26 protein-coding genes are annotated in these 25,446 nt (G+C 29.5%); 23 read left to right on the top strand and 3 right to left on the bottom strand.

Annotation, left to right across the window (positions count from 1 at the left end):
• The first annotated feature begins 9 nt into the window (after positions 1-9).
• From remA to ACWW38_RS00850, 15 genes are read left to right on the top strand one after another with little or no spacing between them, the layout of a single operon-like run.
• The gene (gene remA, locus ACWW38_RS00920) at positions 10-282 is read left to right on the top strand and encodes an extracellular matrix/biofilm regulator RemA (RefSeq protein WP_456258959.1); all 273 of its coding nucleotides are present in this window, start codon (positions 10-12) and stop codon (positions 280-282) included.
• Complete coding sequence (gmk, locus tag ACWW38_RS00915) at positions 282-923, top strand: guanylate kinase (RefSeq protein ID WP_456258958.1); 642 nt, start codon at positions 282-284, stop codon at positions 921-923. Before remA ends, gmk begins: the two co-directional genes overlap by 1 nt.
• Positions 904-1,125 (top strand): DNA-directed RNA polymerase subunit omega, encoded by a 222-nt coding sequence (gene rpoZ, locus ACWW38_RS00910; RefSeq protein ID WP_456258957.1) that lies wholly within the window; start codon positions 904-906, stop codon positions 1,123-1,125. Before gmk ends, rpoZ begins: the two co-directional genes overlap by 20 nt.
• 18 nt (positions 1,126-1,143) lie before the next feature.
• Positions 1,144-2,334, top strand: coding sequence for a bifunctional phosphopantothenoylcysteine decarboxylase/phosphopantothenate--cysteine ligase CoaBC (gene coaBC / locus ACWW38_RS00905; protein ID WP_456258956.1), 1,191 nt, complete (start codon positions 1,144-1,146; stop codon positions 2,332-2,334).
• 53 nt (positions 2,335-2,387) lie between these two features.
• A complete protein-coding gene (priA, locus tag ACWW38_RS00900; protein ID WP_456258955.1) occupies positions 2,388-4,589 on the top strand; it encodes a primosomal protein N' in 2,202 nt (733 codons plus the stop codon).
• A 43-nt stretch (positions 4,590-4,632) separates the two neighbouring features.
• On the top strand, positions 4,633-5,088 hold the full coding sequence (gene def / locus ACWW38_RS00895) for a peptide deformylase (RefSeq protein ID WP_456258954.1): 456 nt from the start codon (positions 4,633-4,635) through the stop codon (positions 5,086-5,088).
• 1 nt (position 5,089) lies between these two features.
• Positions 5,090-6,019: a methionyl-tRNA formyltransferase gene (gene fmt, locus ACWW38_RS00890; RefSeq protein ID WP_456258953.1), complete on the top strand. Its 930-nt coding sequence runs from the start codon at positions 5,090-5,092 to the stop codon at positions 6,017-6,019.
• Positions 6,020-6,033: 14 nt separating this feature from the next.
• The gene (locus ACWW38_RS00885; RefSeq protein WP_456258952.1) at positions 6,034-6,714 is read left to right on the top strand and encodes a zinc metallopeptidase; all 681 of its coding nucleotides are present in this window, start codon (positions 6,034-6,036) and stop codon (positions 6,712-6,714) included.
• Between the two features lie 34 nt (positions 6,715-6,748).
• A complete protein-coding gene (rsmB, locus tag ACWW38_RS00880) occupies positions 6,749-8,077 on the top strand; it encodes a 16S rRNA (cytosine(967)-C(5))-methyltransferase RsmB (protein WP_456258951.1) in 1,329 nt (442 codons plus the stop codon).
• Between the two features lie 7 nt (positions 8,078-8,084).
• Positions 8,085-9,113, top strand: a complete 1,029-nt coding sequence (gene rlmN, locus ACWW38_RS00875) for a 23S rRNA (adenine(2503)-C(2))-methyltransferase RlmN (protein ID WP_456258950.1) — start codon at positions 8,085-8,087, stop codon at positions 9,111-9,113.
• A 37-nt stretch (positions 9,114-9,150) separates the two neighbouring features.
• Positions 9,151-9,927, top strand: a complete 777-nt coding sequence (locus ACWW38_RS00870; RefSeq protein WP_456258949.1) for a Stp1/IreP family PP2C-type Ser/Thr phosphatase — start codon at positions 9,151-9,153, stop codon at positions 9,925-9,927.
• Positions 9,902-11,797 carry a Stk1 family PASTA domain-containing Ser/Thr kinase gene (gene pknB / locus ACWW38_RS00865; protein ID WP_456258948.1) on the top strand — a complete coding sequence of 632 codons (1,896 nt, stop codon included), beginning with the start codon at positions 9,902-9,904 and terminating at the stop codon, positions 11,795-11,797. The genes ACWW38_RS00870 and pknB overlap by 26 nt, the downstream gene beginning before the upstream one ends.
• Before the next feature lie 18 nt (positions 11,798-11,815).
• Complete coding sequence (gene rsgA, locus ACWW38_RS00860) at positions 11,816-12,685, top strand: ribosome small subunit-dependent GTPase A (protein ID WP_456258947.1); 870 nt, start codon at positions 11,816-11,818, stop codon at positions 12,683-12,685.
• On the top strand, positions 12,679-13,329 hold the full coding sequence (gene rpe, locus ACWW38_RS00855; RefSeq protein WP_456258946.1) for a ribulose-phosphate 3-epimerase: 651 nt from the start codon (positions 12,679-12,681) through the stop codon (positions 13,327-13,329). Before rsgA ends, rpe begins: the two co-directional genes overlap by 7 nt.
• A 1-nt stretch (position 13,330) precedes the next feature.
• A complete protein-coding gene (locus ACWW38_RS00850) occupies positions 13,331-13,978 on the top strand; it encodes a thiamine diphosphokinase (protein ID WP_456258945.1) in 648 nt (215 codons plus the stop codon).
• Positions 13,979-14,220: 242 nt separating this feature from the next.
• On the opposite strand, the gene rpmB is transcribed toward ACWW38_RS00850, so the two are convergent.
• Positions 14,221-14,412: a 50S ribosomal protein L28 gene (gene rpmB / locus ACWW38_RS00845; RefSeq protein ID WP_456258944.1), complete on the bottom strand. Its 192-nt coding sequence runs from the start codon at positions 14,410-14,412 to the stop codon at positions 14,221-14,223.
• Between the two features lie 198 nt (positions 14,413-14,610).
• Here rpmB and ACWW38_RS00840 point away from each other — a divergent pair, with 198 nt between their 5' ends.
• The 6 genes from ACWW38_RS00840 to ACWW38_RS00815 all read left to right on the top strand — a co-directional run bounded on the left by ACWW38_RS00840 (position 14,611) and on the right by ACWW38_RS00815 (position 20,395).
• Positions 14,611-14,958, top strand: coding sequence for an Asp23/Gls24 family envelope stress response protein (locus ACWW38_RS00840; protein ID WP_456258943.1), 348 nt, complete (start codon positions 14,611-14,613; stop codon positions 14,956-14,958).
• 13 nt (positions 14,959-14,971) lie between these two features.
• On the top strand, positions 14,972-16,630 hold the full coding sequence (locus ACWW38_RS00835) for a DAK2 domain-containing protein (protein ID WP_456258942.1): 1,659 nt from the start codon (positions 14,972-14,974) through the stop codon (positions 16,628-16,630).
• Positions 16,631-16,680: 50 nt separating this feature from the next.
• Complete coding sequence (recG, locus tag ACWW38_RS00830; protein WP_456258941.1) at positions 16,681-18,708, top strand: ATP-dependent DNA helicase RecG; 2,028 nt, start codon at positions 16,681-16,683, stop codon at positions 18,706-18,708.
• Between the two features lie 101 nt (positions 18,709-18,809).
• Positions 18,810-19,367 carry a 16S rRNA (guanine(966)-N(2))-methyltransferase RsmD gene (gene rsmD / locus ACWW38_RS00825; protein WP_456258940.1) on the top strand — a complete coding sequence of 186 codons (558 nt, stop codon included), beginning with the start codon at positions 18,810-18,812 and terminating at the stop codon, positions 19,365-19,367.
• 7 nt (positions 19,368-19,374) lie between these two features.
• Entirely contained in the window at positions 19,375-19,854 is a 480-nt protein-coding gene (coaD, locus tag ACWW38_RS00820; protein ID WP_456258939.1) for a pantetheine-phosphate adenylyltransferase, read from the top strand.
• A gap of 13 nt (positions 19,855-19,867) precedes the next feature.
• Positions 19,868-20,395 carry an ATPase gene (locus ACWW38_RS00815; RefSeq protein WP_456258938.1) on the top strand — a complete coding sequence of 176 codons (528 nt, stop codon included), beginning with the start codon at positions 19,868-19,870 and terminating at the stop codon, positions 20,393-20,395.
• On the opposite strand, the gene ylbJ is transcribed toward ACWW38_RS00815, so the two are convergent.
• Positions 20,375-21,565 carry a sporulation integral membrane protein YlbJ gene (gene ylbJ / locus ACWW38_RS00810; protein ID WP_456258937.1) on the bottom strand — a complete coding sequence of 397 codons (1,191 nt, stop codon included), beginning with the start codon at positions 21,563-21,565 and terminating at the stop codon, positions 20,375-20,377. The genes ACWW38_RS00815 and ylbJ overlap by 21 nt on opposite strands.
• A 90-nt stretch (positions 21,566-21,655) precedes the next feature.
• Complete coding sequence (locus tag ACWW38_RS00805) at positions 21,656-22,867, bottom strand: nucleotidyltransferase (protein ID WP_456258936.1); 1,212 nt, start codon at positions 22,865-22,867, stop codon at positions 21,656-21,658.
• A gap of 216 nt (positions 22,868-23,083) precedes the next feature.
• Here ACWW38_RS00805 and pta point away from each other — a divergent pair, with 216 nt between their 5' ends.
• Together pta and ACWW38_RS00795 are read left to right on the top strand one after the other, a co-directional pair.
• Positions 23,084-24,076 (top strand): phosphate acetyltransferase, encoded by a 993-nt coding sequence (pta, locus tag ACWW38_RS00800; protein ID WP_456258935.1) that lies wholly within the window; start codon positions 23,084-23,086, stop codon positions 24,074-24,076.
• Between the two features lie 84 nt (positions 24,077-24,160).
• Positions 24,161-25,354 (top strand): acetate kinase, encoded by a 1,194-nt coding sequence (locus ACWW38_RS00795; RefSeq protein WP_456258934.1) that lies wholly within the window; start codon positions 24,161-24,163, stop codon positions 25,352-25,354.
• The last annotated feature ends 92 nt before the right edge of the window (positions 25,355-25,446 follow it).

Here is a 25,446-nt window from a genome sequence, read left to right as displayed (position 1 = left end):
AGGACAATTATGAGTATTAAATTAATAAATATTGGATTTGGAAACATTGTTTCCGCTAACAGGCTTGTTGCTATTGTAAGTCCAGAGTCTGCTCCTATTAAGAGAATAATACAAGAAGCAAGGGACAGAGGTATGCTTATAGATGCTACATATGGAAGAAGAACTAGAGCTGTTATAATTACTGATAGCGACCATGTTATACTATCAGCAGTTCAACCAGAAACTGTTGCTCACAGATTATCATCTAAAGGAGAAGTAAGCATTGACGAGGTTGATGAGTAATGAACGAAGAGAAAAAAAATAGTAAGGGATTATTATTGGTTATCTCTGGACCATCAGGTGCTGGAAAAGGTACAATATGTAAGGAACTTATAAAAAGAAATGATTTTTGGTTGTCTGTTTCAGCCACTACTAGAGCTCCTAGGGATGGGGAAATAGATGGTCAAAATTATTATTTTTTTAAAAAAGAACAGTTTTTAGATAAAATAAGAGATGATGATTTTTTAGAATATGCAGAAGTGTATGGTAATTACTATGGAACCCCAAAATCTAATGTTATAGAAAAGTTAGAAGAAGGGAAGGATGTAATACTAGAAATAGACATCCAAGGTGCATTAAGAATAAAAGAAACTTATCCAGAAGGTGTTTTTATATTTATACTTCCGCCTTCAATGGAAGAACTAAAAAACAGGATAATTAAAAGAGGTAGTGAAACACCAGAATCCTTAATGACTAGATTTAAATCTGCATATAAGGAAATTAATTATGTATCAAAATATAACTATGCAGTGGTAAATGATAAGCTTGAGGAAGCAGTTCGTAAAATTGAGAGTATTATTATTGCTGAAAAATGCAGTGTAGAGAGAATACAACAAAACATTTTTTCTAAGGAGGGGCTAATACATGAACAATTATATGATTAATCCATCAATAGTAGATTTATTAACTAAGGTAGACAATAGATATTCTTTAGTAACAGTTACATCAAAACGTGCAAGACAATTAATCGATGGAGATGAAGCACAAGTAAAGTTAGAAGAAGCTTCAAAACCTCTTACTATAGCAATAAATGAGGTTAACGAAGGAAAAGTCTTATATGAGTCATTAGTGACAGGAATTAAGTAGTGAAAGGACTTAGGTAGTATGAAAGATAAAAAGACTATAGTTATAGGAGTAACTGGTGGTATTGCTGCATACAAGGCTTTGGATATAATAAGTAAGTTAAAAAAAGCTGACTTTGATGTACACGTAATAATGACAGAACATGCTACTAAATTTGTTAATCCGCTATCGTTTCAATCTTTAAGCCAAAATATGGTTATAACTGATATGTTTGCGGAACCAAGGGCTTGGGAAATTCAGCATATATCCTTAGCAAAAAAAGCTGATTTAATGCTTATAGTACCAGCAACAGTAAATATAATAGGTAAAGTAGCTAATGGAATTGCTGATGATATGTTGTCCACTACCATAATGGCTACAAAAGCGCCTGTAGTATTTGCACCAGCTGCAAACACTAATATGTATTTAAATCCAATAGTTCAAGATAATATAAAAAAATTAAAAATGTTTGGGTATAAATTTATAGATCCTGATGAAGGAAGACTTGCTTGCGGTGATAGTGGAGCTGGAAAACTTGCAGATACAAATTTAATAAGTGATATAGTAATAAGCAAACTATATGATATTAAGGATTTAAAAGGCAAGAAAGTACTTGTAACAGCTGGACCAACTATTTCATCTATAGATCCAGTTAGATACATAACAAATAGATCAAGCGGCAAAATGGGTTATGCCATTGCTGAAGAGGCTAGAGATAGAGGAGCTGAAGTTATTTTAATTTCTGGTCCTTGTAATATTCCTAAGCCTTTTGGTATTGACCTAATTAAAATAAAGCATAATCATGAAATGTTAAAAGCTGTTGAGGATAATTTTGAATCAGCAGACATTGTTATAAAAGCAGCAGCAGTAGCTGATTATAAACCAAAAACTTATTCTACTAGTAAAATAAAAAAGAATACTGATGATTTGACTATAGAATTTCAAAAAGATACAGACATATTAAAAAGATTAGGTTCAATGAAGAAAAATCAGATTTTGGTTGGATTTGCAGCTGAAAGCGATGATTTGTTAAAAAATGCACAATCAAAATTGGAAAAGAAGAATTTAGACTACATAGTTGCAAATGATATAACCTGTGGTGATACTGGATTTGCTAGTGATGAAAACAAGGTAAACATTTTATGCAGAGATGGCAATAATATTTCCATTCCAAAAATGAGCAAGAGAATGGTGGCACGTGAATTATTTAATATAATCAGAGAAAAGCGCTAATGCGCTTTTTTCTTGTAATTATGAAAATATATTTTAAATAAAGGGTGAAGTTTGTGTATCAGTATGCAGGAATTGTAGTAAATAATGAATCTATACAAGTTGATAAAATTTTTACCTATAAAATACCTGATAAATTAATTGAAATATTAAAGGTTGGACATAGGGTCAAGGTACCTTTTGGAAAAGGAAATAAAAATATTGATGGATTTGTATTAGAGTTGTATGAAGAATGTAAAAATGTTAGAGGGTTAAAGAATATATTAGATATATGTGATAATTTTACTGTAATTAGGGAAAAAGATGTTCAGCTAATAAACAGAATGAGAGAAAAGTATCTATGTACATATTTAGAGTGCATAAAGGTAATAATGCCAACAGGTATAACTAAGGGAATTACAAGTAAATTAAAAGAAGTAATTTTTACAAATCACATGCTAAATGATAAATTTTTAAAGGAACCTTATTTAAGCATATATAAAATTGTGGAAGATAACAATGGAATGTATTCTAAGTCAGAGCTTAATAAGAAATTCCAGATATCTTTATCTTCTATAAATACAATGATAAAACATGACTTTTTAACTAAAGATGATAGAGTTGTAGATAGATTTAATATTAAATCCTATTCTAAGTACGATTCGAAGGAGCTTAACCATGAACAAAAAGTAGTTGTAGATTCAATTTTAAAATCTGATAAAAGCTTATTTTTAATTCATGGTGTTACTGGAAGCGGTAAGACGGAAATTTATATGAATTTAGTAAGTAATATGATTAAAAAAGAAATGGAGTCTATAATATTAGTACCAGAAATTTCTTTAACTCCTCAAATGGTGGAGAGGTTTAAGGGGAGATTTGGAAAAGAAATAGCTGTTTTTCATAGTAAACTTTCAGAGGGAGAGAGATATGATGAATGGCTTAGAGTAAAAAATAAAAAAGTGAAAGTAGCTATAGGTGCTCGGTCAGCAATTTTTCTACCTTTTGATAATTTAGGATTAATAGTAATAGATGAAGAACACGAAGGTACTTATAAATCAGATAGTAATCCTAAATATAATGCACGGGAAATTGGAGAACTAAAATGTAGAATAGAAAAGTGCAAGCTAGTTTTGGGATCAGCAACACCATCCATAGAAACATATTATAGAAGTACTTTAGGAGAGATTGAACTATTAAACTTAGAAAATAGAGCTGACGGTGCGGCAATGCCCGAAGTTCATGTTGTTGATATGAGAAAAGAGCTTTTAAATAATAATAAATCAATTTTTAGTAGACAGCTATATGAAGGTATAGACAGAGCTTTAAAAAACAAAGAGCAAATTATTTTATTTTTAAACAGAAGGGGATTTTCAACTTTTGTTTCATGTAGAAATTGCGGATATGTATTTAAATGTGATAATTGTGATATTTCACTTACTTATCACAGTAAGGCGGATTACCTAAGTTGTCATTATTGTGGTGGGAAATACCAAATCAGAAATACATGTCCAAAATGTGGGAGCAAGTATGTAAAATATTTTGGAGTTGGAACAGAAAAAATAGAAGAAGAAATAAAAAGCAGCTTTCCAGAAGCAAAAGTGCTTAGGATGGATTTTGATACCACAAGAAAGAAAAATTCATATGAAAATATTTATTATAAATTTAAAAATGAAGAGGCAGATATATTAATAGGTACTCAAATGGTAACAAAAGGTTTAGATTTCAAAAATGTAACTTTGGTTGGTGTAATTGCAGCTGATTTATCGTTAAATTTGCCTGATTTTAGGGCGGGAGAAAAAACCTTTCAATTAATAACCCAAGTTGGGGGAAGAGCAGGGAGAGGTAAAAAGAAAGGTCAGGTTGTAGTTCAAACATACAGTCCTGAAAATTATAGTATAAGATATTCTTCATTATATGATTTTAATAAATTTTATATGGAAGAAATTAAGCTTAGATATGATATGAATTATCCACCCTTTTCTAGAATATTATCAATAAATTTAAGCAGTAAGGAAGAAAATGTATTAATAAAAAGTATACAAAAAGTTGGCATAATTTTAAACAACATTTTGGGAAAAAATGATAAGATTACTATATTAGGGCCTTGCCCGTGTATATTATCTAAAATAAAAGAATACTATAGGTGGCAGATATTAATAAAAGGACAATTTAGTGATGATTTAGGGTTAAAAATAAAAAATATTGTTTATGAGAATTTACAAGAGGTTTATAATGATATAAGAATAAGTTTGGATATTAATCCGAATAGCTTATTATAGTATAATATATTATTAGAGAATTAGCATTTAGGAGGAATAAATAATGGCATTAAGAAATATAAGAACTGAAGAGGATGAAATTTTAAGAAAGAAATCTAGAAAAGTAGATGAAGTTAATGATAGAATTTTGACTTTAATTGAAGATATGAAAGAAACAATGTATGCAGCAGACGGTGTTGGACTTGCGGCTCCACAAATAGGTATACTTAAAAGAATAGTTGTAATAGATGTAGGAAATGGACCAATTACTCTTATAAATCCTGAAATAATGAGTGTGGAAGGAAGTCAAATTGATTATGAGGGATGTTTAAGTATACCGGGGGAACAGGGAAAAGTTAAAAGACCATTCAAAGTAAAAGTAAAGGCGCTAAATGAAGAAAATAAAGAAATTGAAATTGAAGGTGAGGAACTTTTAGCAAGAGCTCTTTGTCATGAAATTGATCATTTAAATGGTATATTATTTATTGATAAAGTGATTGAGGAAAGTGAGGAAAAGTAACATGAAAATTGTATTTATGGGTACGCCCGAGTTTGCGGCACCTTCTTTGCAGGCTCTTATTGACAATTTTGGTGTAAAAGCTGTTTTCACTCAACCTGATAAACCTAAAGGAAGAGGTAATAAGCTTTCTATGTCTCCGGTGAAGGAGTTAGCATTAAAACATAACATAAAAGTTAATCAACCACATAAATTAAAAAATGAGCCAGAATTCATACAAGAACTTAAAGAAATTGAACCTGATTTTATAATAGTAGTAGCCTATGGACAAATTTTGCCCAAAGAAGTAATTGAAATACCTAAATACTCATGTATTAATTTACATGCATCATTACTTCCCAAATATAGAGGTGCCGCTCCAATAAATTGGGCTATAATTAATGGAGAAAATAAGAGCGGAAATACTACTATGTTAATGGACATAGGACTTGATACTGGAGACATGCTTTTAAAAGAAGAGGTAATAATAACTGAAGATATGACAGCTGGTGAATTACACAATATACTAATGGAAAGTGGAGCAGAACTTTTAGTTAAAACAATAAATGGTATTGTTGAAGGTTCTATTGTGCCAGAAAAACAAGAAGATTCTAAAACTTGTTATGCATCTATGTTAAATAAAGATATGGCAAAAATAAATTGGAATTTATCCTCAAAAGAGATTCATAACTTAGTAAGAGGGTTAAACCCTTGGCCAGTAGCTTATACTCACTATCATGATAAAATTATGAAAATATATAAAACAAAGGTTTTGAAAGAAAATAGTGATAAGGAACCAGGAACTATAATAAAAGTAAATAAAGAAGGTATTGTAGTTTCCTGTGGAGAGGGGACAATACTAATCAAAGAAATGCAATTTCCGGGTAAAAAAGTTTTAACTGTGGAACAATATATAGTAGGAAATGATATAGAAGAAAATCTAATTTTAAAATAAAAGGAGTGATATAAATGTTCTGGTATTACGATTGGACATTTATTATTATAATCCCTGCCCTTATAATATCTGTTTGGGCCCAAATGAAAGTAAGCTCTTCCTTCAATAAGTATTCTAGAATAATGAGTATCAATGGATATACTGGTGCTCAAGTTGCTAGAATGTTACTTGATTCTGAAGGGTTATATGATGTCCCTATAGAAGAAATAGGAGGAAAATTATCAGATCATTATGATCCAAGAAGAAGAGCGATGAGGCTGTCAAGAGATGTTTATTATGGTACATCTGTAGCATCTATAGGAGTTGCGGCTCATGAGACTGGCCATGCAATACAACATCAAAGACATTATGCTCCTCTTCAAATAAGAAATGCTATAGTTCCAGTAGTAAATTTTAGTTCTAACGCTTCTTGGATAATATTTTTACTAGGACTATTCTTGGGATTTGGTTATTTAGTTAATATTGGAATAGTGCTATTTATTGCTGTGGTAATTTTTCAATTAATCACCTTACCAGTAGAATTCGATGCATCTAATAGAGCATTGAAAGTGTTAGAAGAGAGAAATATATTATATGGTGATGAAATAAAGGGAGCAAAATCTGTACTATCTGCAGCAGCAATGACATATGTGGCAGCAGCTCTAACAGCTGTTTTACAATTAGTTAGACTAATAGCTTTAAGCAGGGATGAATAGCTAAACAATTATACTAGAAGATTGGAGCACTATAATGGAGAAGAGTAGAAAAGTATGCGTTGATATTATTGATTCTGTTTTATCAAAGAACGCTTATTCAAATATAGTATTAAGAAATGAGTTAAATAAATCAAGCTTTAGTGATAAAGATAAGGCATTAATTACGGAAATTGTGTACGGAACTATTAAATATAAATATACAATAGATAAAATATTAAATCATTTTTTAAAAAATGGGATAGATAGCTTAGACTCGTATGTTTTAAATATCTTAAGAAGTGCTATCTATCAAATTAGATTTTTGGATAAAGTTCCGGGGTTTGCAGCTGTAAATGAAGCTGTGGAGATAGCAAAAAAATACAAATCAATAGGTTCATCTAAATTAGTAAATGGTGTTTTAAGAAATTATCTTAGAAATTTAGACAAGAATTATTATAATGAAAAAAATATAGTTGAAGCATTATGCTTCAACTATTCCTTTGATAAGTGGATAGTTAATATGTTTATTAAACAATATGGAATTGTAACAGCAGAAACTATTTTAAAAGGATTAAATGAAAGACCAGCAATAACAGTGAGAGTAAACACCTTAAGAATTGATTATGATGATGCTTTTAGCAAACTTATTGAATATGGATACGATACTGAAGAAGGATATGTATGTCCAGAAGCCATTATTATAAATAAAGGCAAGAGTATTGAGAATAATCCATTATTTAAAGAAGGAAAAATTACTGTCCAAGATGAAAGTGCTATGTTAGTTGCACCTTCCATAGAACCTAAAGAAAATTCCAAAATATTAGACTTATGTAGTGCACCTGGTGGTAAAACTACTCATATATCTGAAATTGTTAATGATAAAGCAGATATAGTAGCTTTTGATATACACGGCAATAAACTCTCATTAGTAAAAAATAATGCTAATAGACTTGGAATTAAAAATATAACTTACAAAGAAATGGATGCAACTATATTTGACGAAGGTTTAGAGAATAGCAGTGATTATGTTTTAATAGATGTGCCATGTTCTGGACTTGGAATAATTAGAAAAAAACCAGAAATTAAATATACTAAAGATTTAAAAGCTTTAAAAGAAATAGTAGAAATCCAGAGAAAGATAATGAGCAATTCAGCTAAGTATGTTAAAGTTGGAGGCACAATCCTTTATTCAACTTGTACATTGAACAAAGAGGAAAATCAAGATAATATTGAATGGTTTATAAAAAATTACCCTGAATATTCTTTAGAGCCTTTATTCTATGGAAATCTTCCTAATTTTATATACGATAATGGCACTGTAACAATTTTACCTAATAAATATATGGATGGATTTTTCATTGCAAAATTTAAAAGACGTTGGTAGGTGAATTATGATAAACATTTTAGATTTTACTTTAAATGATTTGATGTTTTGGATGAAAGAAAATAATGAGAGCAAATTTAGAGCTAAGCAAGTTTTTGATTGGATATATAAAAAAGGAACATTCAAATTTGATAATATGATAAATTTACCAGCAGCTACAAGAGAAAAGTTGGAGAAATACTTTTATATAGGTGTACCAGAAATAGAGCAAGAATATATTTCAAGAGTTGATGGTACTAAAAAGTTTTTGTTTAGGTATAATGATGGTAATATAATAGAGTCTGTTATTATGAAATATAAGCATGGAAATTCTATATGTGTCTCTACGCAAATAGGATGCAGAATGGGATGCAAATTTTGCGCATCTACAATAGGAGGAATTATAAGGAATCTAACTTCAGGAGAAATAATTGGGCAGGTGCTTAAAGCACAAGCTAATATAGGTGAGAGAATATCAAATGTAGTTCTTATGGGAAGTGGAGAGCCATTAGACAATTTTGAAAATGTAATTAAATTTATAGAGTTAATTAATTCTGATGAGAGCCTAAATATAGGGCAAAGACACATTACATTATCTACATGTGGGATAGTGCCTAAGATAAAAGAACTTGCTGATTTAGATTTGCAAATAACCTTAGCTATTTCGCTCCATGCATCTAATGATGAGATAAGAAAGAAAATGATGCCTATAGCAAATAAATATAGTATTAATCAGTTACTAAATGCGTGTATGTATTATTGTAATAAAACTAATAAGAGAATAACATTTGAGTATGCACTAGTTAAAGATGTTAATGATATGAAGGAAAATGCAGAAGAGCTATGCAAAATTCTTAAAGAAATACTATGTCATGTTAATTTAATACCTATCAATGAGATCAAAGAAAATAATTTAAAAAAATCTAGATCAGAGAGTATTAATTCTTTTAAGAACATTTTGACAAGATGCGGTATAGAAACTACAATAAGAAGAGAAATGGGAGCAGATATTAATGCTGCCTGTGGTCAATTGAGAAGAAACTATATAAATAAATAATGATAGTTATGTTATATGTGATGGAGGGTACGTTTATATGGGTGCAAAAGGTAGTTATATAAACAGAGATTCTGTGGGTTTTTTATCTGATATTGGCAATATAAGAGATATGAATGAGGATTATATTAGCTATTATGAAGAGGAAGCTTTTAGAATTTATGTTGTGGCGGACGGTATGGGCGGGCATAATGCAGGAGATGTGGCTAGCAAAACAGCAGTGGAAGCATGTATTAGTTATTTAAAAAGTTTAGGTGAATTTAATGATTTAGAGAAAAGTCTAAGAGATGCTATAGCTTATGCTAATGAAATAATATACGAAAAAGCTAACTCTAATGAAAATTTAAACGGCATGGGGACAACTGTCACTGCATGCCTTATACAGGAAAACAATGCTGTTATAGCAAATGTTGGAGATAGCAGTTGCTATGTTATTAAAAATAATAAAATAAAAAAAATAACAAAAGATCATTCTTTAGTTCAAGAATTAATTGATGATGGCAGTATCACGGAGCAAGAAGCTCTGAGGCATCCTAATAAAAACATAATAACTAGGGCTTTAGGGACTAAAGAGAGTGTTGAAATTGATGTTTTTGAAGTAAAACTAGATTCTGTTACTAAATTTATTCTTTGCACGGATGGATTAACAAATGAAGTTAGTAAAGAAGAAATGTATGATATAATAATACAGAATAATAATGAGGATTCTTGTAGATTACTTGTAGAATTGTGTAAAAATAAAGGCGGAAGAGATAACATTTCAGTGATTGTTTTTGAAGGAGAGTGCAAATATGACAGGAACTATTCTAGGAAATAGGTATGAGTTATTAGAAAAAATTGGCGAAGGTGGAATGGCTGAAGTATATAAAGCTAAATGTCATCTATTAAATAGGTACGTTGCAGTAAAAATATTAAAAGATCAGTATTCAGATAATATTGATTTCGTTAATAAGTTCAAACAAGAGGCATCCTCAGCTGCAAGTTTATCTCATAATAATATTGTAAGTATTTATGATATTGGTTCGGAAAACAATATAAATTATATAGTAATGGAATATATTGATGGAAAAACTTTAAAACAGATAATTAATGAACAAAAAATATTAAAATGGAATGACGCTGTAATACTTGCTATACAAATTGCTAAAGCTTTAGAGTGTGCACATAATAATAATATTGTTCATAGAGACGTAAAACCCCATAATATAATGGTCACAAGAGATGGAGCTGTTAAAGTTACAGATTTTGGAATAGCTAAAGCTACATCATCAGTAACTATCACTAATTCTGATAGGGTATTGGGTTCTGCACATTATTTTTCACCAGAACAAGCTAAAGGAAATTTTGTTGACTGTAAGACAGATATTTACTCTCTTGGTATAGTTTTATATGAAATGGTAACAGGAAAGGTTCCTTATGATGGAGAAAGTCCTGTTTCTGTAGCTCTCAAACATATACAGGAACAAGTAACTCCACCAATAGAAGTTAATCCTAATATTCCTGAAAGCTTAAATAAGATAATACTCAAAGCAATAGAAAAAGAACAGTTTAAAAGATACCAAAATGCTCATGATATACTTATAGACTTACAAAAAATAAAACAGAATCCTGATATAGATATAATTATGGAAAATAACGAAAATGAATACACAAAGGTTATGAAACCTATAACTGATTTTAATCATGAAGAGAAGGATTCTGATGATTTAGATGAAGATTTTGATGATACATATGGAGAAGGAAAGAAGAAGTTTGGTAAAAATAAGAAACTGATGATAGGAAGTTTAATAGCTGTTGCAGTTATTTTAATAGGACTTTTAGCTGCATACGTTGTTTTAAATAAACAATTAGGAGGAAATACTAAGCTTACAGGTAAGGCTATAGTCCCAAATATAATAGGATTAAGTAAAGAAGAAGCTCAAAAGTTGGTGGAAGACCAAGGGTTAAAATTTGTTACTACAACTGAAAGTAGTGACAAGCCTGCTGGAGTAGTTATAAAATGCTATCCTTACCCTGGTACTGAAATAGATAGAAGTGAAAAAGATGAAGTAAGAGCCATAATAAGTTCAGGACCTAAAGTTGCAGCAGTACCAAGTTTGATAGACATTGACCTTGAGGCAGCAAAAGAATATTTAAAAGTATATAATTTAAAATTAGGAACTGTAACATATGCATTTAATGATACCGTTGATAAGGGTAAGGTATGTGATCAATCACCTAAGCCAGAATCTCCTATAGGAGACAATACCACTGTGGATTTAGTAGTAAGTAATGGATCAAATGGAAAGTTAACTAAAGTACCTAATGTAGTTAATAAAAATTTAGATGAAGCACAAGAACTTTTAATAACAGCAAAATTAAAAGTTGGAACTTTAACTAAAATTAAAACTGATAACGAATCATTAGATGGAATAGTTACAATTCAAAGTATTGAACCAAATAAACAAGTTAAAGAAAATACAGAGGTTAATCTTAGTTATTACTCTTATGGAAATAAATCCATGGTTATAGTACCAAACTTTGTTAATAAAACCGTAAGAGAAGCTAAGAATATTGCACGTAAGTATCATTTAGTAATAAATATTAATGGAAGAGATGATTTTATTATAACTTCACAAGATAAGGCTGCAGGAAGAGAAGTTGAAGAAGGTACAATCATAAATCTAAAAAGTGAACCAAATCCATAGACAACTTAAGGAGGAAAAATGGAAGGAACAATTATAAAAGGCATTGGTGGATTTTATTATATTAAAACTGAAGATTGTATAATTGAGGCTAAAGCAAGAGGTAAGTTTAGGAATAAAGGGTTAACACCTATGGTAGGAGATAAAGTAATAATCACCATAAAAGATAACCAAGGGGCCATTGAGGAAATATGTAGTAGAAAAAATGAACTTATAAGGCCTGCTGTAGCCAATATATCACAGTCATTTGTAGTTTTTGCCTTGAAAAATCCTGATATAAATCTAGATCTTCTAAATAAATTTTTGTTACAGTGCGAAATAAAGCAAATAAAATCGATAGTGTGTTTTAATAAAATAGATTTAGTGGATGATTTTACAGAGCATGATGCAGTAAAGATGGTAGAAAGTGCAGGATACGAATATGTTTTCTTAAATGCTAAAACAGGTAGTGGGTTAGAACAAATTAGAAATAGATTAAAGGATAATGTAACTGTATTCTGTGGCCCATCTGGAGTAGGTAAATCAACTATATTAAACAAAATAGTTGGAGAAGAGTTAATGGAAACAGGGAGTATTAGCGACAGATTAAAAAGGGGAAAACATACTACTCGGCATAGTGAGTTAGTGGAAATTTCTGGAGGATTCTTGGTTGACACTCCAGGATTTTCTACTCTTGATCTAAACTTCGATAGTAAAGAAGAAATTCAAGACTATTTCCCGGAATTTAAACCATATAAAGATAATTGCAAGTTTAATAGCTGCATACATTATAAGGAGCCGGGATGCAAAGTAAAAGATGCATTAAATGAAGGTAAAATTAACACTAAAAGATATGAATTTTACATAAAAACAATAGAAGAAACTAACAGAGGAGGAAAAAGTAAATGGTAAAGTTATCACCGTCTATCTTATCAGCTGACTTTAAAAAATTAGGAGAAGATATATTAAACTTAGAAAAATATGGAGCAGACCTAGTTCACATAGATGTAATGGATGGAATGTTTGTACCTAATATATCATTTGGAATACCTATTATGAAAAGCATAAGACCAATTACAAAAATGCCTTTTGATGTTCACTTAATGATTGAAGAACCTTCCAGGTATATAGAGGATTTTGTTAAAGCAGGTGCAGATATTATAACAATACACTATGAAGCTGATAGACACTTAGATAGAACTATAAATTACATAAAAGAATTTGGTGTTAAAGCTGGAATAGCTATAAATCCTGCTACACCAGTATCATCTATAAAGCATTTAATAAGTGAAGTTGATATGGTGTTAATTATGTCTGTAAATCCAGGGTTCGGTGGCCAAAAATACATAAAATATTGTTCGGATAAAATTAGAGAAGTTAAAGAATTATCTAAAGATGTTAATAATGGACTTTTAATTGAGGTAGATGGCGGTATCGGAGTGGATAATGTAAGTGAAGTAGTTAATGCTGGTGCAAATGTAATTGTTGCAGGATCAGCAGTATTTAAAAATGGACAGATTGAGAAAAATATTCAAAGCTTAAAAGAAGGTTTTTAAAATGAAAACTATAATAGTATCCGGTGGAACACCGCCTACTTATGAGTTACTTAAAGAAGAAGTTAATAATAATTCACATTTAATATGTGCAGATAGTGGAGCGAATTGTTTATATGAATACAATATAGTTCCAGATCTAATTGTTGGAGATTTGGATTCTATTAATAAAGATGTTTTAGAATATTTCAAAGATAAACATGTTAAAATAGCAGAATATCCTCCTGAAAAAGATTATACAGATACAGAAATTGCTATTGAAATTGCAATCAAGTCTGGAGCTAAAGAAATAGTCTTATTAGGTAGTACAGGAAGTAGAATTGATCATATGCTTGGCAACTTAGGGTTATTATTAAGATGCTTAAGACAAGGAGTACCGGCTATTATAAGAGATGAATACAATACAATAATGATATGTGACAAATCATTAACAATCAAAGGAGTTAAAGGACAAACTTTTTCTTTGCAAGCATATTATAATAATCTATACAATTTAACTATAACAGGAGCAAAGTATCCCTTAAAAGATTTTTACTTAAAAGTTGGAGATCCTATAACTATATCAAATGAATTTTTAGATAATGAAGTTACAATAACTTTCAGTAAAGGTATTGTATTAATAATATATCCTTATGAAAAAAAAGACATGTAGAATACATGTCTTTTTTTTATAACTAAAGTTTTATTGCATTGTAACAAAATGAAAAGATAATCATATACTAAAAATAGGATGACATATTACTGTATAATAGCCATTAATTAAGGAGGTTATTATGAAAATTATAGCTATTAAAGTACCTAAAATTATATCAAAAATAATAAGAATATTTAAAAAAAGTTAAAAATAAAAAATGCAATTGTTTATCAATTGCATTTTTTATGTAATTTTGCTAATTATATAGCACGTTGAACTTTTCCAGAACGTAGGCATCTTGTACATACGTTTATTGTTTTAGGTGTACCGCTAACGATAGCTTTTACACTTTTTATATTTGGAGCCCATCTTCTCTTTGATTGACGGTGAGAGTGGCTGTATTGAACGCCTGATATAACGCCTTTTCCACATACTTCACATTGCTTTGACATAAATAACACCTCCTAAAATGAAGATAATAATTCCATACAATAGAACGTCTTATATTGTAGCATATATAATATATTCTTGGCAAGTAAAATATAATGCTTACAGTAAGAATAAGTATTTATATCATTTATTTTCTTGATTATATTATATATATATTATAAAATAAGTATTATGTATGAGGATTAAGGAGGAATTTATATATGCTTGGAATAACCAATGAACATGGTGGTATAAATTATTCTGATGATGTTTTAGCAAATATAATTGGAATTTCAACTATGGAATGCTATGGTGTAGTTGGGATGGCGTCAAAGAATGCTAAAGACGGACTTTGGGAATTAATAAGAGGAGAAAGTTTAAGCAAAGGTGTTAAAATTCATAATAGGAATAATAAACTTTGCATTGAATTATATATAATTGTACAGTATGGAACAAAAATTTCTGTTATAGCTAATAACATAATACAAAAGGTAAAATACAATGTTGAAAATTATACAGGATTAAAAGTTTCCTGCATAACTGTAAATGTTCAAGGTGTAAGAGTCTAAGGAGGTACGTGAATTGGAACGCTTTAAGATAGATGGACATGATTTACGAAATATGGTAATTAATGCTGCAAATACTCTTCAAGAAAATAAGGACTTTGTTAACTCATTGAATGTATTTCCAGTTCCAGATGGAGATACTGGAACTAACATGTCAATGACTTTTAAAAGTGCAGTGTCAGAAGTAGAAAATTTAGAAAGTAAATCTATTTCAGAAGTTGCCAAGCGCATATCTAAAGGTGCTTTAATGGGAGCTAGAGGTAACTCAGGTGTTATTCTTTCCCAAATTTTTAGAGGAATTGCAAAAGGATTAGAAGATAAAGATGAGGTAGACGCAGCTACACTTGCTAATAGCCTGAAAGAAGGTTCAAATTTTGCATACAAGGCAGTTATGAGACCAACTGAAGGTACAATATTAACAATAATAAGAGCGGCAGGAGAAAGCGCAGTAAATGCAAAGGAAAGCGATATAGTTAAGTTATTAAAAAAAGTATGTGATTATACCCAAATAATTCTTGACAAAACTCCTGATATGCTTCCAGCTTTAAAAGAAGCTAAAGTAGTAGATGCAGGCGGTATGGGCCTTTTAATTATTTTAAAGGGTATGTATAGCGCTTTAAAGGACAATATTGAGGCAAAGGTTGAAGAAGAAAAGCAAAGTTATGTGAAGCAGAATACTACTCCACAATCCAATATAAATGCTAAAGACATTAAATATGGATATTGTACAGAGTTTTTTGTAATGACTGAAAGTGCTTCAGATAAATCTCAAGAACTTAAGAAAATTTTGGAGCCAGTAGGCGATTCAATGGTTGTGGTAGGACTAGACGATATAATTAAAATTCACATTCATACTAATGATCCAGGTTGGGTTTTATCACAAGCTCTGAAGTTAGGAGAATTATCAAAAATAAAGATTGACAATATGAGGGAACAACATAGACAAATTCTTGAGTTAGAGTATGCACCAACTGAACTTGAATCAGATGCAAACAATAATGGTGAAGCTGAAGAGGAGAGAGATTATTCATTTATTTCTGTTACAATGGGTGAGGGACTTAAACATATTTTCCAAGACCTTGGAGTAGACTCAGTAATTGAAGGCGGCCAAACTATGAATCCTAGCACTCAAGATATTTTAGAACGTATAAATAAAATTAATGCTAAAAATATTTTTGTTTTACCAAATAATAAAAATATAATTATGGCAGCTGAACAGGCTGCTGAGCTATCAGAAAAAAATGTTATAGTTTTACCAACTAAGACAATTCCTCAGGGAATAACAGCTGTTACAATGTTTAATTCAGATAGTACACTAGAAGAAAACATTGAACAAATGAAAGAGGCAATAGCAAATGTTAGTACTGGTTCTGTAACTTATGCAGTAAGAGATACTGAAATGGAAGGCAAAACTATAAAAGAAGGAAATATTTTAGGATTAATAGAAGGAAAAATAAATGAAGTTGGAAAAGATATTTATGAAGTATGTACTAATATAATATCTAACATGGTTAATGAGGAAAGTGAACTTATCACAATTTTTTATGGAAAAGATTGTGATGAGGATAAAGTTAATGAGTTTGTAAGTAAACTTGAAGAAATATATCCTGATATAGACATTCAGAGTTATAGTGGAGAACAACCATTATATTATTTCATTGTGTCTGTTGAATAAAAAAGCCTAAGGGCTTTTTTTATTACACTAATATTATGAGGTATGATATCATGAATATTTATGATGAAGTAAGTACTATAAAAGGCATAGGACCCAAAACTGCAAAAATGCTAAATAAGTGTGGAATAAATAGTATATTAGATTTAATAGTATACTTTCCTAGAGAATATGAAGAGAGTTACTATTGCGATAGTATAGAGAATATAAATGAGAGTAGAAAAATTGTAATTAAAGGTAGCGTTAAACAAATTAAAAAGGATATTTTCCTTAGAAAAAATTTAGTAATCTCTAATGTAGTGTTTACAAATAAAAATATAAACTTTGAAGCTAAGTGGTACAATCAACCATATTTAAAGAATAAATTTAAAATTAATAGTGAATATATCCTTTGTGGGAAACTGGAAGTAGATAAATATAAAAAATGTCTAATGAACCCTTATATTATAGAGAGTGATGAAAAGTTTAATAAAATTACTCCTATATATTCTTTAAGTGATAAGCTTACTAATAATTTTTTTATTAAAACTATTTCTTCAGTCTTATCAAGCATAAAGTTAGTTGAAAATCTTCCAACATACATAGTGGAAAAGTATAAATTATGTTCATTAGATGAAGCAATTAGAAATATGCATATGCCAAAAGACTTCAATTTATTGAGAGAAGCAAAAAAAAGACTAAAATTTCAAGAACTATTTACATATTCTCTTAAGCTAGAACTAATTAGAGAATACAAAAATAATGGAGGAATTAGTTTTAAAATTTCTGATGAGTTAAAGAATTTAAAAGAAAGAATACCTTTTAAACTCACTGAAGCTCAAAATAGAGTTGTTAGAGAGATTTTAATTGACCAAAAAAAGGATAAACCTATGAATAGATTAGTGCAAGGAGATGTAGGAAGCGGGAAAACTATTATTGCATTAATAGCCCTATTTAACATAATTAAAAACGGATATCAGGCTGCACTTATGGCTCCAACGGAAATACTAGCATATCAACATTATGAAGAAGCCAAAAAATTATTTAGAGATTTTGAAATAAATATTGAAATGCTAGCTGGAAGTACTACAATAAAGAACAAAAGAAGAATAAAAGATGATTTGAAGAAAGGTAAAATTGATATACTAATAGGGACTCATGCTTTATTAGAAGAGGATGTTGAATTTAAAAATCTAGGCATGATAGTAACAGATGAACAACATAGATTTGGTGTGGGGCAAAGAAATAAACTCTTAAATAAGAACAATAAAGTAGATGTGCTTGTAATGTCTGCAACGCCTATACCAAGAACATTGGCATTGACATTGTATGGTGATTTAGATATATCAACCATAAATGAATTGCCTCCTGGAAGAAAAAAAGTAGATACATTCTGTGTAAATAGTAAAATGAGAAAAAGAATATATACTTTTGCATTAAAAGAAATTGAGAAGGGAGCCCAAGTGTACATTGTCTGCCCTTTAGTTGAGGAAAATGATGAAATAAAAGCTATATCTGTAGAGGAACTATATAATGAGCTAAAAGAAAATTACTTTAAAAATATAAGTTTAGAAATATTACATGGGAAAATGAAGCAAAAGATAAAAGATGAAATTATGGAGAATTTTAAAAGCGGTAATATCAAAGCTATAATTTCTACTACAGTAATAGAAGTAGGCGTAAACGTTCCAAATGCTACAATTATGGTAATTGAAAATGCTGAAAGATTTGGATTATCTCAACTTCATCAGCTTAGAGGAAGAGTAGGGAGAGGGGATAAACAGTCTTATTGTATCTTAATTAGCGATTTAAAAAATGAAGTCTCAAAGAAACGAATGAACATTCTAACTAGCAGTAATAATGGCTTTTTCATAGCAGAAGAAGATTTAAAGCTAAGAGGAAGCGGAGAAATATTTGGAGTAAATCAACATGGAGAAAATGGTTTGATTTTATCTGATATAATAAATGATTTTGAAATATTTAAGTATGCTAATAGTGAAGCTAAAAATTTAATTAGAAGTAATGATGAAAAAGATATTATAATAAAAAATAGAATAATTGATAAATTGAATCAAACATCTAAATATATATGTTTTAATTAAAAGAGAAATATAGGGAAATAAAAATGTTTTTGTATAATAGATTTATATATGTTAAAATATGAAATAAGATATATTGTACGTATTGACATAGGAGGACACTCATGAGAATAATTGCAGGAATTGCAAAAGGCAGAAATATTTTGCCACCGGATGGTATGCAAACAAGACCAACATTAGACAGAGTTAAAGAAAGTATTTTTAATATAATTCAAAACAGGATTCTAGATGCAGTAGCTGTAGATGTATTTGCAGGTACAGGAAGTCTAGGACTAGAGGCTGTAAGTAGAGGAGCTAAAGAGTGCTATTTAGTAGATAAGCATCCATCTACATTTAAAATTCTAAAGCAAAATGTCCAAAATTTAAAATTTGAAGATAAATGTATATGTTTAAACATGGATTCATACAGTGCACTTAAGGATTTAGGGAAGAAGAAAAAAGTTTTTGATTTAATATTTATAGATCCACCTTATGCTAAAGTAATGATTCCGCCAGCTATTGAAATAGTAATAGAGGAATCCTTATTAGACAAAAGTGGGTTAATAGTTACTAAAATAGACTCATCTGAAGATATCTATGAGGGAAATGATCAGATAATTTTAATTGACCATAGAAAATATGGTAATACAACTGTATGTTTTTATATGCATAAGGAGGATTAAGATTAGCATGAAGATTGCAGTATACCCAGGAAGTTTTGATCCAATAACCAAAGGGCATCTAGATATTATTAAGCGTTCAGCTAATATATTCGATGAAGTTATTGTAACGGTATTGGTTAATCCTGATAAAAAAGGACTTTTTGATATTGATGAAAGAGTTGAATTAATAAAAAAAGTTACAAGAAATATTAAAAATGTAAAGGTTGATAGCTTCCACGGTCTTTTAGTAAATTATATGATGGAAAAGAAGGCTCAGGTTATTATTAAGGGATTGAGAGCAGTGTCGGATTTTGATTATGAATTTCAAATGGCGCTAATGAATAAAAAGTTAGATTCATCTGTTGAAACTTTTTTTATGATGACTAGTGCTAAATATTCATATTTAAGCTCTTCTTCAATAAAACAGGTGGCTATGTTTGGTGGATGTATAGAGGACTTGGTTCCAGAAGAGATAATAGAAGATATTATGATAAAATTAAAAAAGTAGGGTGATGATATAAATGGAGGTTATGAAGTTATTGGAATATCTTCAGGAAATAATTGAAACGTCACATAATATGCCTATTTTAAATAAAACAATGGTTAATAAGAAGGAAATTACAGATATAATAGAACAAATTATAAATTATCTTCCAGATGAATTTAAAAAAGCTCAATGGATCTGTGAAGAAAAAGAAAGAATTTTAAGCGATGCTCATGTACAAGCAGAACACATTAAAAAAGAAAGTTATGAGATGTTAAAGAAAGAAATTGAAAAGCACAGTATAACAAAGGAAGCTGAAATAAAAGCAGAAGAACTGGTTATTTCAGCTAAAAGAGATGCAAAAACCATTAGAATGGGTGCAAAAGAATATGCTGATGAAATTCTATGCCAATTAGAAAATGAAATAAATTTGAAATCTCAACAAATGCTTTTAAATATAAAAAAAGAAACAGAGGAATATTTAAAGAGTATGGAATCAAATGTAACCTCTGTTACAAGTACTGTAAGGGAAAATATTAAAGAGTTAAGAAATGCGCCTAAATAGTTTTTGAGTTATTATAGGGAAGAGGATTAATAATATTTCTATTGCAAAAATAATATTCAGACTTAATCCCTTATTATTTAGCATTCCTACGTTAAATGTACTTTTTGATAAATTGAATATATTAAATTTATAAAGTATAACTGATATAATACTACATATAAATCCTTGAGTTAATTTTCTACTAATGTATAATCTTAAGGAAAAGTTATATTTATAAGTAATTGAATAAGTTTGTGATATTATAGACAAGCCACTAAATGAAATTAAAAAGCTTAATATTATAATTTTATACATAATATCAAAATTTAAATTTGAGATTAAACTACAACCATTTGTCATTTCTAATAAACCAAGGAAGAAACTTTGCAATAATGATTTTTCAATATTAAAAATTAAGGATATTTTTTGAAAAACAATATCAAAAAAGATATTGTTTTTTATTATTGCTGTTAAAACAGAGAAAAAAATTATAAACCCTCCTATTGAAACTGAAGTTTTAATTGCATTATCTATGCTTAACTTTAAAATATCTCCTAAAGTGACTTTGGTGGTATGTATTGCATTACGATATAAATAACTATGGCTTATAGATTTTTTATTTGAAGGTAATATTAAACCCATAATAGCACAAGAGAGATAGCTTGATATTAATAGCAGTAATCCCATAGATGGATTATTAAGCATTGAGGTTCCTACTGCGCCAAGAATAAATAAAGGGCTTGGATTAGAAGCTATATTTAAAAGCCTCTCACAAGTTTTAAAGTCAATAATTTTTCTTTCATAAAGTTCACAGGCATATTTTGATCCGAGAGGATATCCGCATAAGGTACTTATTATTAAAACAACAGAGCATTGTTCGGGCAATCTTAAAGGCTTACATAAAAATCTACCTAAAAATTTTGAGTATATATTTACGCCGTCGTAGTGTAGCATAATATTTATTAAAACTAAAAATGGAAAAAGAGATACAAATACCGAATTAATAAAAAGCTTGGCTCCATCTAAAGCTGATTTTAAGCAAATCTCAGGCTTTAGAACTATGTTTAGTATCAAAAGTGTACATAAAAAAGTTACTATTAGATTTTTACTTAATTTTAATTTACTATATTTTATAAAGTTGAATATAAAAAAAGCTATTAAAAAGAATATTAGATAAAAGAGTATTTTCATATGCAATCCCCTTAAAATAAATATTTAGCCTTTTGAAGATTAATTTAAGGCTAGTATATTTATATTTTAAAGGGGATAAGTAATATTACATTAAAATAAACGTATAGGTGAAATTTTAAAATCTGAATCAGGAGAAATATTTTTATTAATTATGCTATAAGCTTTTGTAGATAATATATCTAAATTTAGTATTGGATCTAAATTTCTAGGAAGTTTTATGTAAACTGGAATGGAAGAAGTATCTTTCATCTGTTTCAAAATTTTTATTCCCGTTTCATTAAATCCTAGTACTCTAGCGTAAGGGGCTTTTGATTTTCTTAATTGATTCATCTGACTTGAACCTAGTTGATCTAAACCTATAAAATATTGACACAATATCCTATTTATTCTAGTTTGAGAATATCTTTTGCTTTTTATACAAGTTATTAGTTCTTCGTAAGAATTGCAGCTGATTAAAGATTTGTATATCTTATTATGTAAGCCTTCAGATGCATCAGAAATATTTGATAGTGTATTTATATATGTACATGCCTTATATTTAATATATTTAAAAATAGAGTCTTCAAATGTTAAAGATCCATTTTTAAAATTTTTAGAAATCATATTAAAGGATTGAATTGGCATAAATTCTTTTAACTGTCCAATATTATTCGTATCTTTTAAATAATTTCTTATAGAGGTTGCACTTGTAAAAGTATTTGTTAAATTATTATCATTATAAGAAGAGCCTAATCTTTTTATTGTGTAGGGAGTAATTGGACTTTTAAGTTTAAGTAGACTTTTACAATATTCTATAGCTAATATATTATTTGAAGACTTTAAAATATTATTGATATCTACATCATATTTTAATATTTGATTTAATGCATTATGTCTACAAAGGGGGTATGATAATCCCTGCTCTAAATAATATTTTAACAGATGCTTAAATTCGTCAGGTTCTCTATTTAAAATTTCTGAGATTTTCATTATCTCTTCTATATTTCCACTTTCACTACCAAAGCATATATTATTTACGATTCCTAAGCTATCAAGTAAACTAATGGCACCAAATGCAAAAAATTCTGCTGAAGCTAAACTATAAATTAACGGTAATTCTATAACTAAATCAATTCCACATTCTAGGGCTGCTTTAGCTCTACTCCATTTATCAATAATGGCAGGGTTGCCCCTTTGTACAAAGTTGCCACTCATTACACAAACAATTCCATCACAATTTGTTATTTCTTTTGATGATTGTATGTGGTATAGATGACCTTTGTGCAGAGGATTATATTCAGTTATTAAACCTGTTATATTCATTTAAATCACCTCTTAGATATATTGTTATACAAATACTTAAAGTACTATACTATTATCAATGAAATACTAAAAAATAAGGTGGAAATACTAAATTGAAATAAAATTTATGTAATTATTATTGAAAAATATACTATACTCGGTGTATATTATAATATAGAGTATTTCATACATTAAAATATACATTATTGTTATCTATATTGAAAGGAGAAATTTAAAATGGGATTTATGGAAAGAATGTGGGATTTGGCGAAGAAAGATTTAAAGACAATCCTTTTGCCAGAGGGAGAGGAAGACAGAAACCTTATTGCTGCTGGCAAAATAAATGCCAATTCATTAGCTAAAGTTATATTAATTGGTAATGAAGAAAAGATTAGAAAGAGAGCAAAAGAATTAAATTCAAACATTGAAGGGGTACAAGTAATTGATCCTGAAACATATGAAAAAACTGCAGAATATGCAAAAGAGCTTTATGAAATAAGAAAAAATAAGGGAATGACAGAAGAAAAAGCTCTTCAAATAATTAAAGATCCATTATATTTTGCAACAGTTATGGTTAAAATAGGTGATGCCGATGGAATGGTATCAGGTGCAATACATACAACTGGTGATTTATTAAGACCAGGCCTTCAAATAGTTAAAACAGCTCCAGGCATTTCAATAGTTTCTGGAACTTTTGTTATGCAAGTTCCTAATTGTGAATATGGTGAAGATGGTCTGCTATTATTCGCAGATTGTGCAGTTAACCCAAATCCAACTGCTGAAGAATTAGCTTCTATAGCTGTTGCAACTGCAGAAACTGCTAAAAAGTTATGTGGAATAGAACCAAGAGTTGCTATGCTTTCATTCTCAACTATGGGAAGTGCTAGCCATGACCTTGTTGATAAAGTAAGAAAAGCAACTGAACTTGCTAAAGCACAAAGACCTGATTTAGCTATAGATGGTGAATTACAATTAGATGCAGCTTTAGTTAAAGAAGTTGCCCAATTAAAAGCACCTAATAGCCCGGTTGCAGGAAAGGCAAATGTTTTAGTATTCCCAGATTTACAAGCTGGAAATATTGGATATAAATTAGTACAAAGATTTGCTAAAGCAGAGGCAATAGGTCCAGTATGTCAAGGATTTGGAAAACCTATCAATGACTTATCTAGAGGATGCAGTGCTGATGATATAGTAAACGTTGTTGCTATAACTGCTGTTCAAGCTCAATAGGCAAATATTTAATAAAGTTTGTAAAATGTCTAATAATAATTTTGAAATTTAATTTTATGATTATATAATTTAGGAGGAGAACACATGAAAATATTAGTAATTAATTGTGGAAGTTCATCTTTAAAATATCAACTTATTGATATGACTACTGAAACACCTTTAGCTCAAGGTTTAGTTGAGAGAATAGGATTAGAAGGTTCTATTTTAACTCAAAAGGTAAATGGAGAAAAATATATAATACAAGAACCAATGAAAGACCATAAAAAAGCTATAGAATTGGTTTTAGGTGCATTAGTTGATAAAGAACATGGTGTAATTAGTGATATGTCAGAAATTACTGCTGTAGGACATAGAGTTGTGCATGGTGGAGAAAAATATGCTGGATCTGTACTTATAGATGAAGGCGTTATGAAGGCGTTAGATGAATTTATAAAATTGGCTCCATTACATAACCCTCCAAACATAATAGGAATCAATGCATGTAAAGAATTAATGCCAACAACTCCTATGGTAGGAGTATTTGATACAGCTTTCCATCAAACACTACCTAAACATGCTTATATGTATTCACTACCTTATGAGCTGTACAAAGAACACGGAGTTAGAAAATATGGATTCCATGGAACATCTCATAAGTATGTATCTTCAGTTGCGGCTGAAATGTTAGGAAAAAATATTGAAGACTTAAAGATAATAACTTGCCATTTAGGAAATGGAGCTAGCTTATCTGCTGTTAAAAATGGAAAATGCGTTGATACAACTATGGGATTTACTCCTCTTGCTGGATTAGCTATGGGAACTAGATGCGGAAACGTAGACCCAGCTATAGTAACATTTTTAATGAAGGAATTAAACCTTTCAATAGAAGAAGTAGATAATTTAATGAATAAAAAATCAGGAGTATTTGGAATTTCCGGTGTAAGCAGTGACTTTAGAGATATTGAAGCAGCTGCAGCTGAAGGAAATGAAAGAGCTCAGCTAGCATTAGATATGTTTAAATACAGAGTTATTCAATATGTTGGAGCTTATACTGCTGTAATGGGTGGTGTTGACGCTATTGTATTTACAGCTGGACTTGGAGAAAATGGTATAGAAATTAGAGAAGAAATAGGCAATGCTCTATCATTTGCAGGCACTAAAGTAGATAGTGAAAAGAATAATGTAAGAGGTGAAGCTAGAATTATCAGCACTGATGATTCAAAAGTTAAATTAATGGTTATTCCTACAAATGAAGAATTAATGATAGCTAGAGACACAAAAGAAATAGTTGAAAAATAAAGAATAATATAGTAAAGATATAATAAAATACTTGACTTTTTATTAGTGTGTTTATATAATAGGTTGTGGCTAATAAATTGAGCATATGCTGC

Source organism: Clostridium sp. JNZ J1-5 (assembly GCF_053901425.1).
Note: the sequence above shows the minus strand (reverse complement) of the source record. Positions and strands in the feature narration are given on the sequence as shown.

Excerpts from the sequence above, each read along its gene's own strand:
- recG (WP_456258941.1), top strand. The coding sequence starts at position 16,681 with ATGAATATTTATGATGAAGTAAGTACTATAAAAGGCATAGGACCCAAA.
- ACWW38_RS00805 (WP_456258936.1), bottom strand. The coding sequence starts at position 22,867 with ATGAATATAACAGGTTTAATAACTGAATATAATCCTCTGCACAAAGGT.
- coaD (WP_456258939.1), top strand. The coding sequence starts at position 19,375 with ATGAAGATTGCAGTATACCCAGGAAGTTTTGATCCAATAACCAAAGGG.
- ACWW38_RS00870 (WP_456258949.1), top strand. The coding sequence starts at position 9,151 with ATGGGTGCAAAAGGTAGTTATATAAACAGAGATTCTGTGGGTTTTTTA.
- gmk (WP_456258958.1), top strand. The coding sequence starts at position 282 with ATGAACGAAGAGAAAAAAAATAGTAAGGGATTATTATTGGTTATCTCT.
- coaBC (WP_456258956.1), top strand. The coding sequence starts at position 1,144 with ATGAAAGATAAAAAGACTATAGTTATAGGAGTAACTGGTGGTATTGCT.
- ACWW38_RS00885 (WP_456258952.1), top strand. The coding sequence starts at position 6,034 with ATGTTCTGGTATTACGATTGGACATTTATTATTATAATCCCTGCCCTT.
- ACWW38_RS00795 (WP_456258934.1), top strand. The coding sequence starts at position 24,161 with ATGAAAATATTAGTAATTAATTGTGGAAGTTCATCTTTAAAATATCAA.
- rsgA (WP_456258947.1), top strand. The coding sequence starts at position 11,816 with ATGGAAGGAACAATTATAAAAGGCATTGGTGGATTTTATTATATTAAA.
- fmt (WP_456258953.1), top strand. The coding sequence starts at position 5,090 with ATGAAAATTGTATTTATGGGTACGCCCGAGTTTGCGGCACCTTCTTTG.
- rpe (WP_456258946.1), top strand. The coding sequence starts at position 12,679 with ATGGTAAAGTTATCACCGTCTATCTTATCAGCTGACTTTAAAAAATTA.
- ACWW38_RS00815 (WP_456258938.1), top strand. The coding sequence starts at position 19,868 with ATGGAGGTTATGAAGTTATTGGAATATCTTCAGGAAATAATTGAAACG.
- def (WP_456258954.1), top strand. The coding sequence starts at position 4,633 with ATGGCATTAAGAAATATAAGAACTGAAGAGGATGAAATTTTAAGAAAG.
- ACWW38_RS00840 (WP_456258943.1), top strand. The coding sequence starts at position 14,611 with ATGCTTGGAATAACCAATGAACATGGTGGTATAAATTATTCTGATGAT.
- rsmB (WP_456258951.1), top strand. The coding sequence starts at position 6,749 with ATGGAGAAGAGTAGAAAAGTATGCGTTGATATTATTGATTCTGTTTTA.
- rpoZ (WP_456258957.1), top strand. The coding sequence starts at position 904 with ATGAACAATTATATGATTAATCCATCAATAGTAGATTTATTAACTAAG.
- rlmN (WP_456258950.1), top strand. The coding sequence starts at position 8,085 with ATGATAAACATTTTAGATTTTACTTTAAATGATTTGATGTTTTGGATG.
- pknB (WP_456258948.1), top strand. The coding sequence starts at position 9,902 with ATGACAGGAACTATTCTAGGAAATAGGTATGAGTTATTAGAAAAAATT.
- pta (WP_456258935.1), top strand. The coding sequence starts at position 23,084 with ATGGGATTTATGGAAAGAATGTGGGATTTGGCGAAGAAAGATTTAAAG.
- ylbJ (WP_456258937.1), bottom strand. The coding sequence starts at position 21,565 with ATGAAAATACTCTTTTATCTAATATTCTTTTTAATAGCTTTTTTTATA.
- remA (WP_456258959.1), top strand. The coding sequence starts at position 10 with ATGAGTATTAAATTAATAAATATTGGATTTGGAAACATTGTTTCCGCT.
- ACWW38_RS00850 (WP_456258945.1), top strand. The coding sequence starts at position 13,331 with ATGAAAACTATAATAGTATCCGGTGGAACACCGCCTACTTATGAGTTA.
- rsmD (WP_456258940.1), top strand. The coding sequence starts at position 18,810 with ATGAGAATAATTGCAGGAATTGCAAAAGGCAGAAATATTTTGCCACCG.
- rpmB (WP_456258944.1), bottom strand. The coding sequence starts at position 14,412 with ATGTCAAAGCAATGTGAAGTATGTGGAAAAGGCGTTATATCAGGCGTT.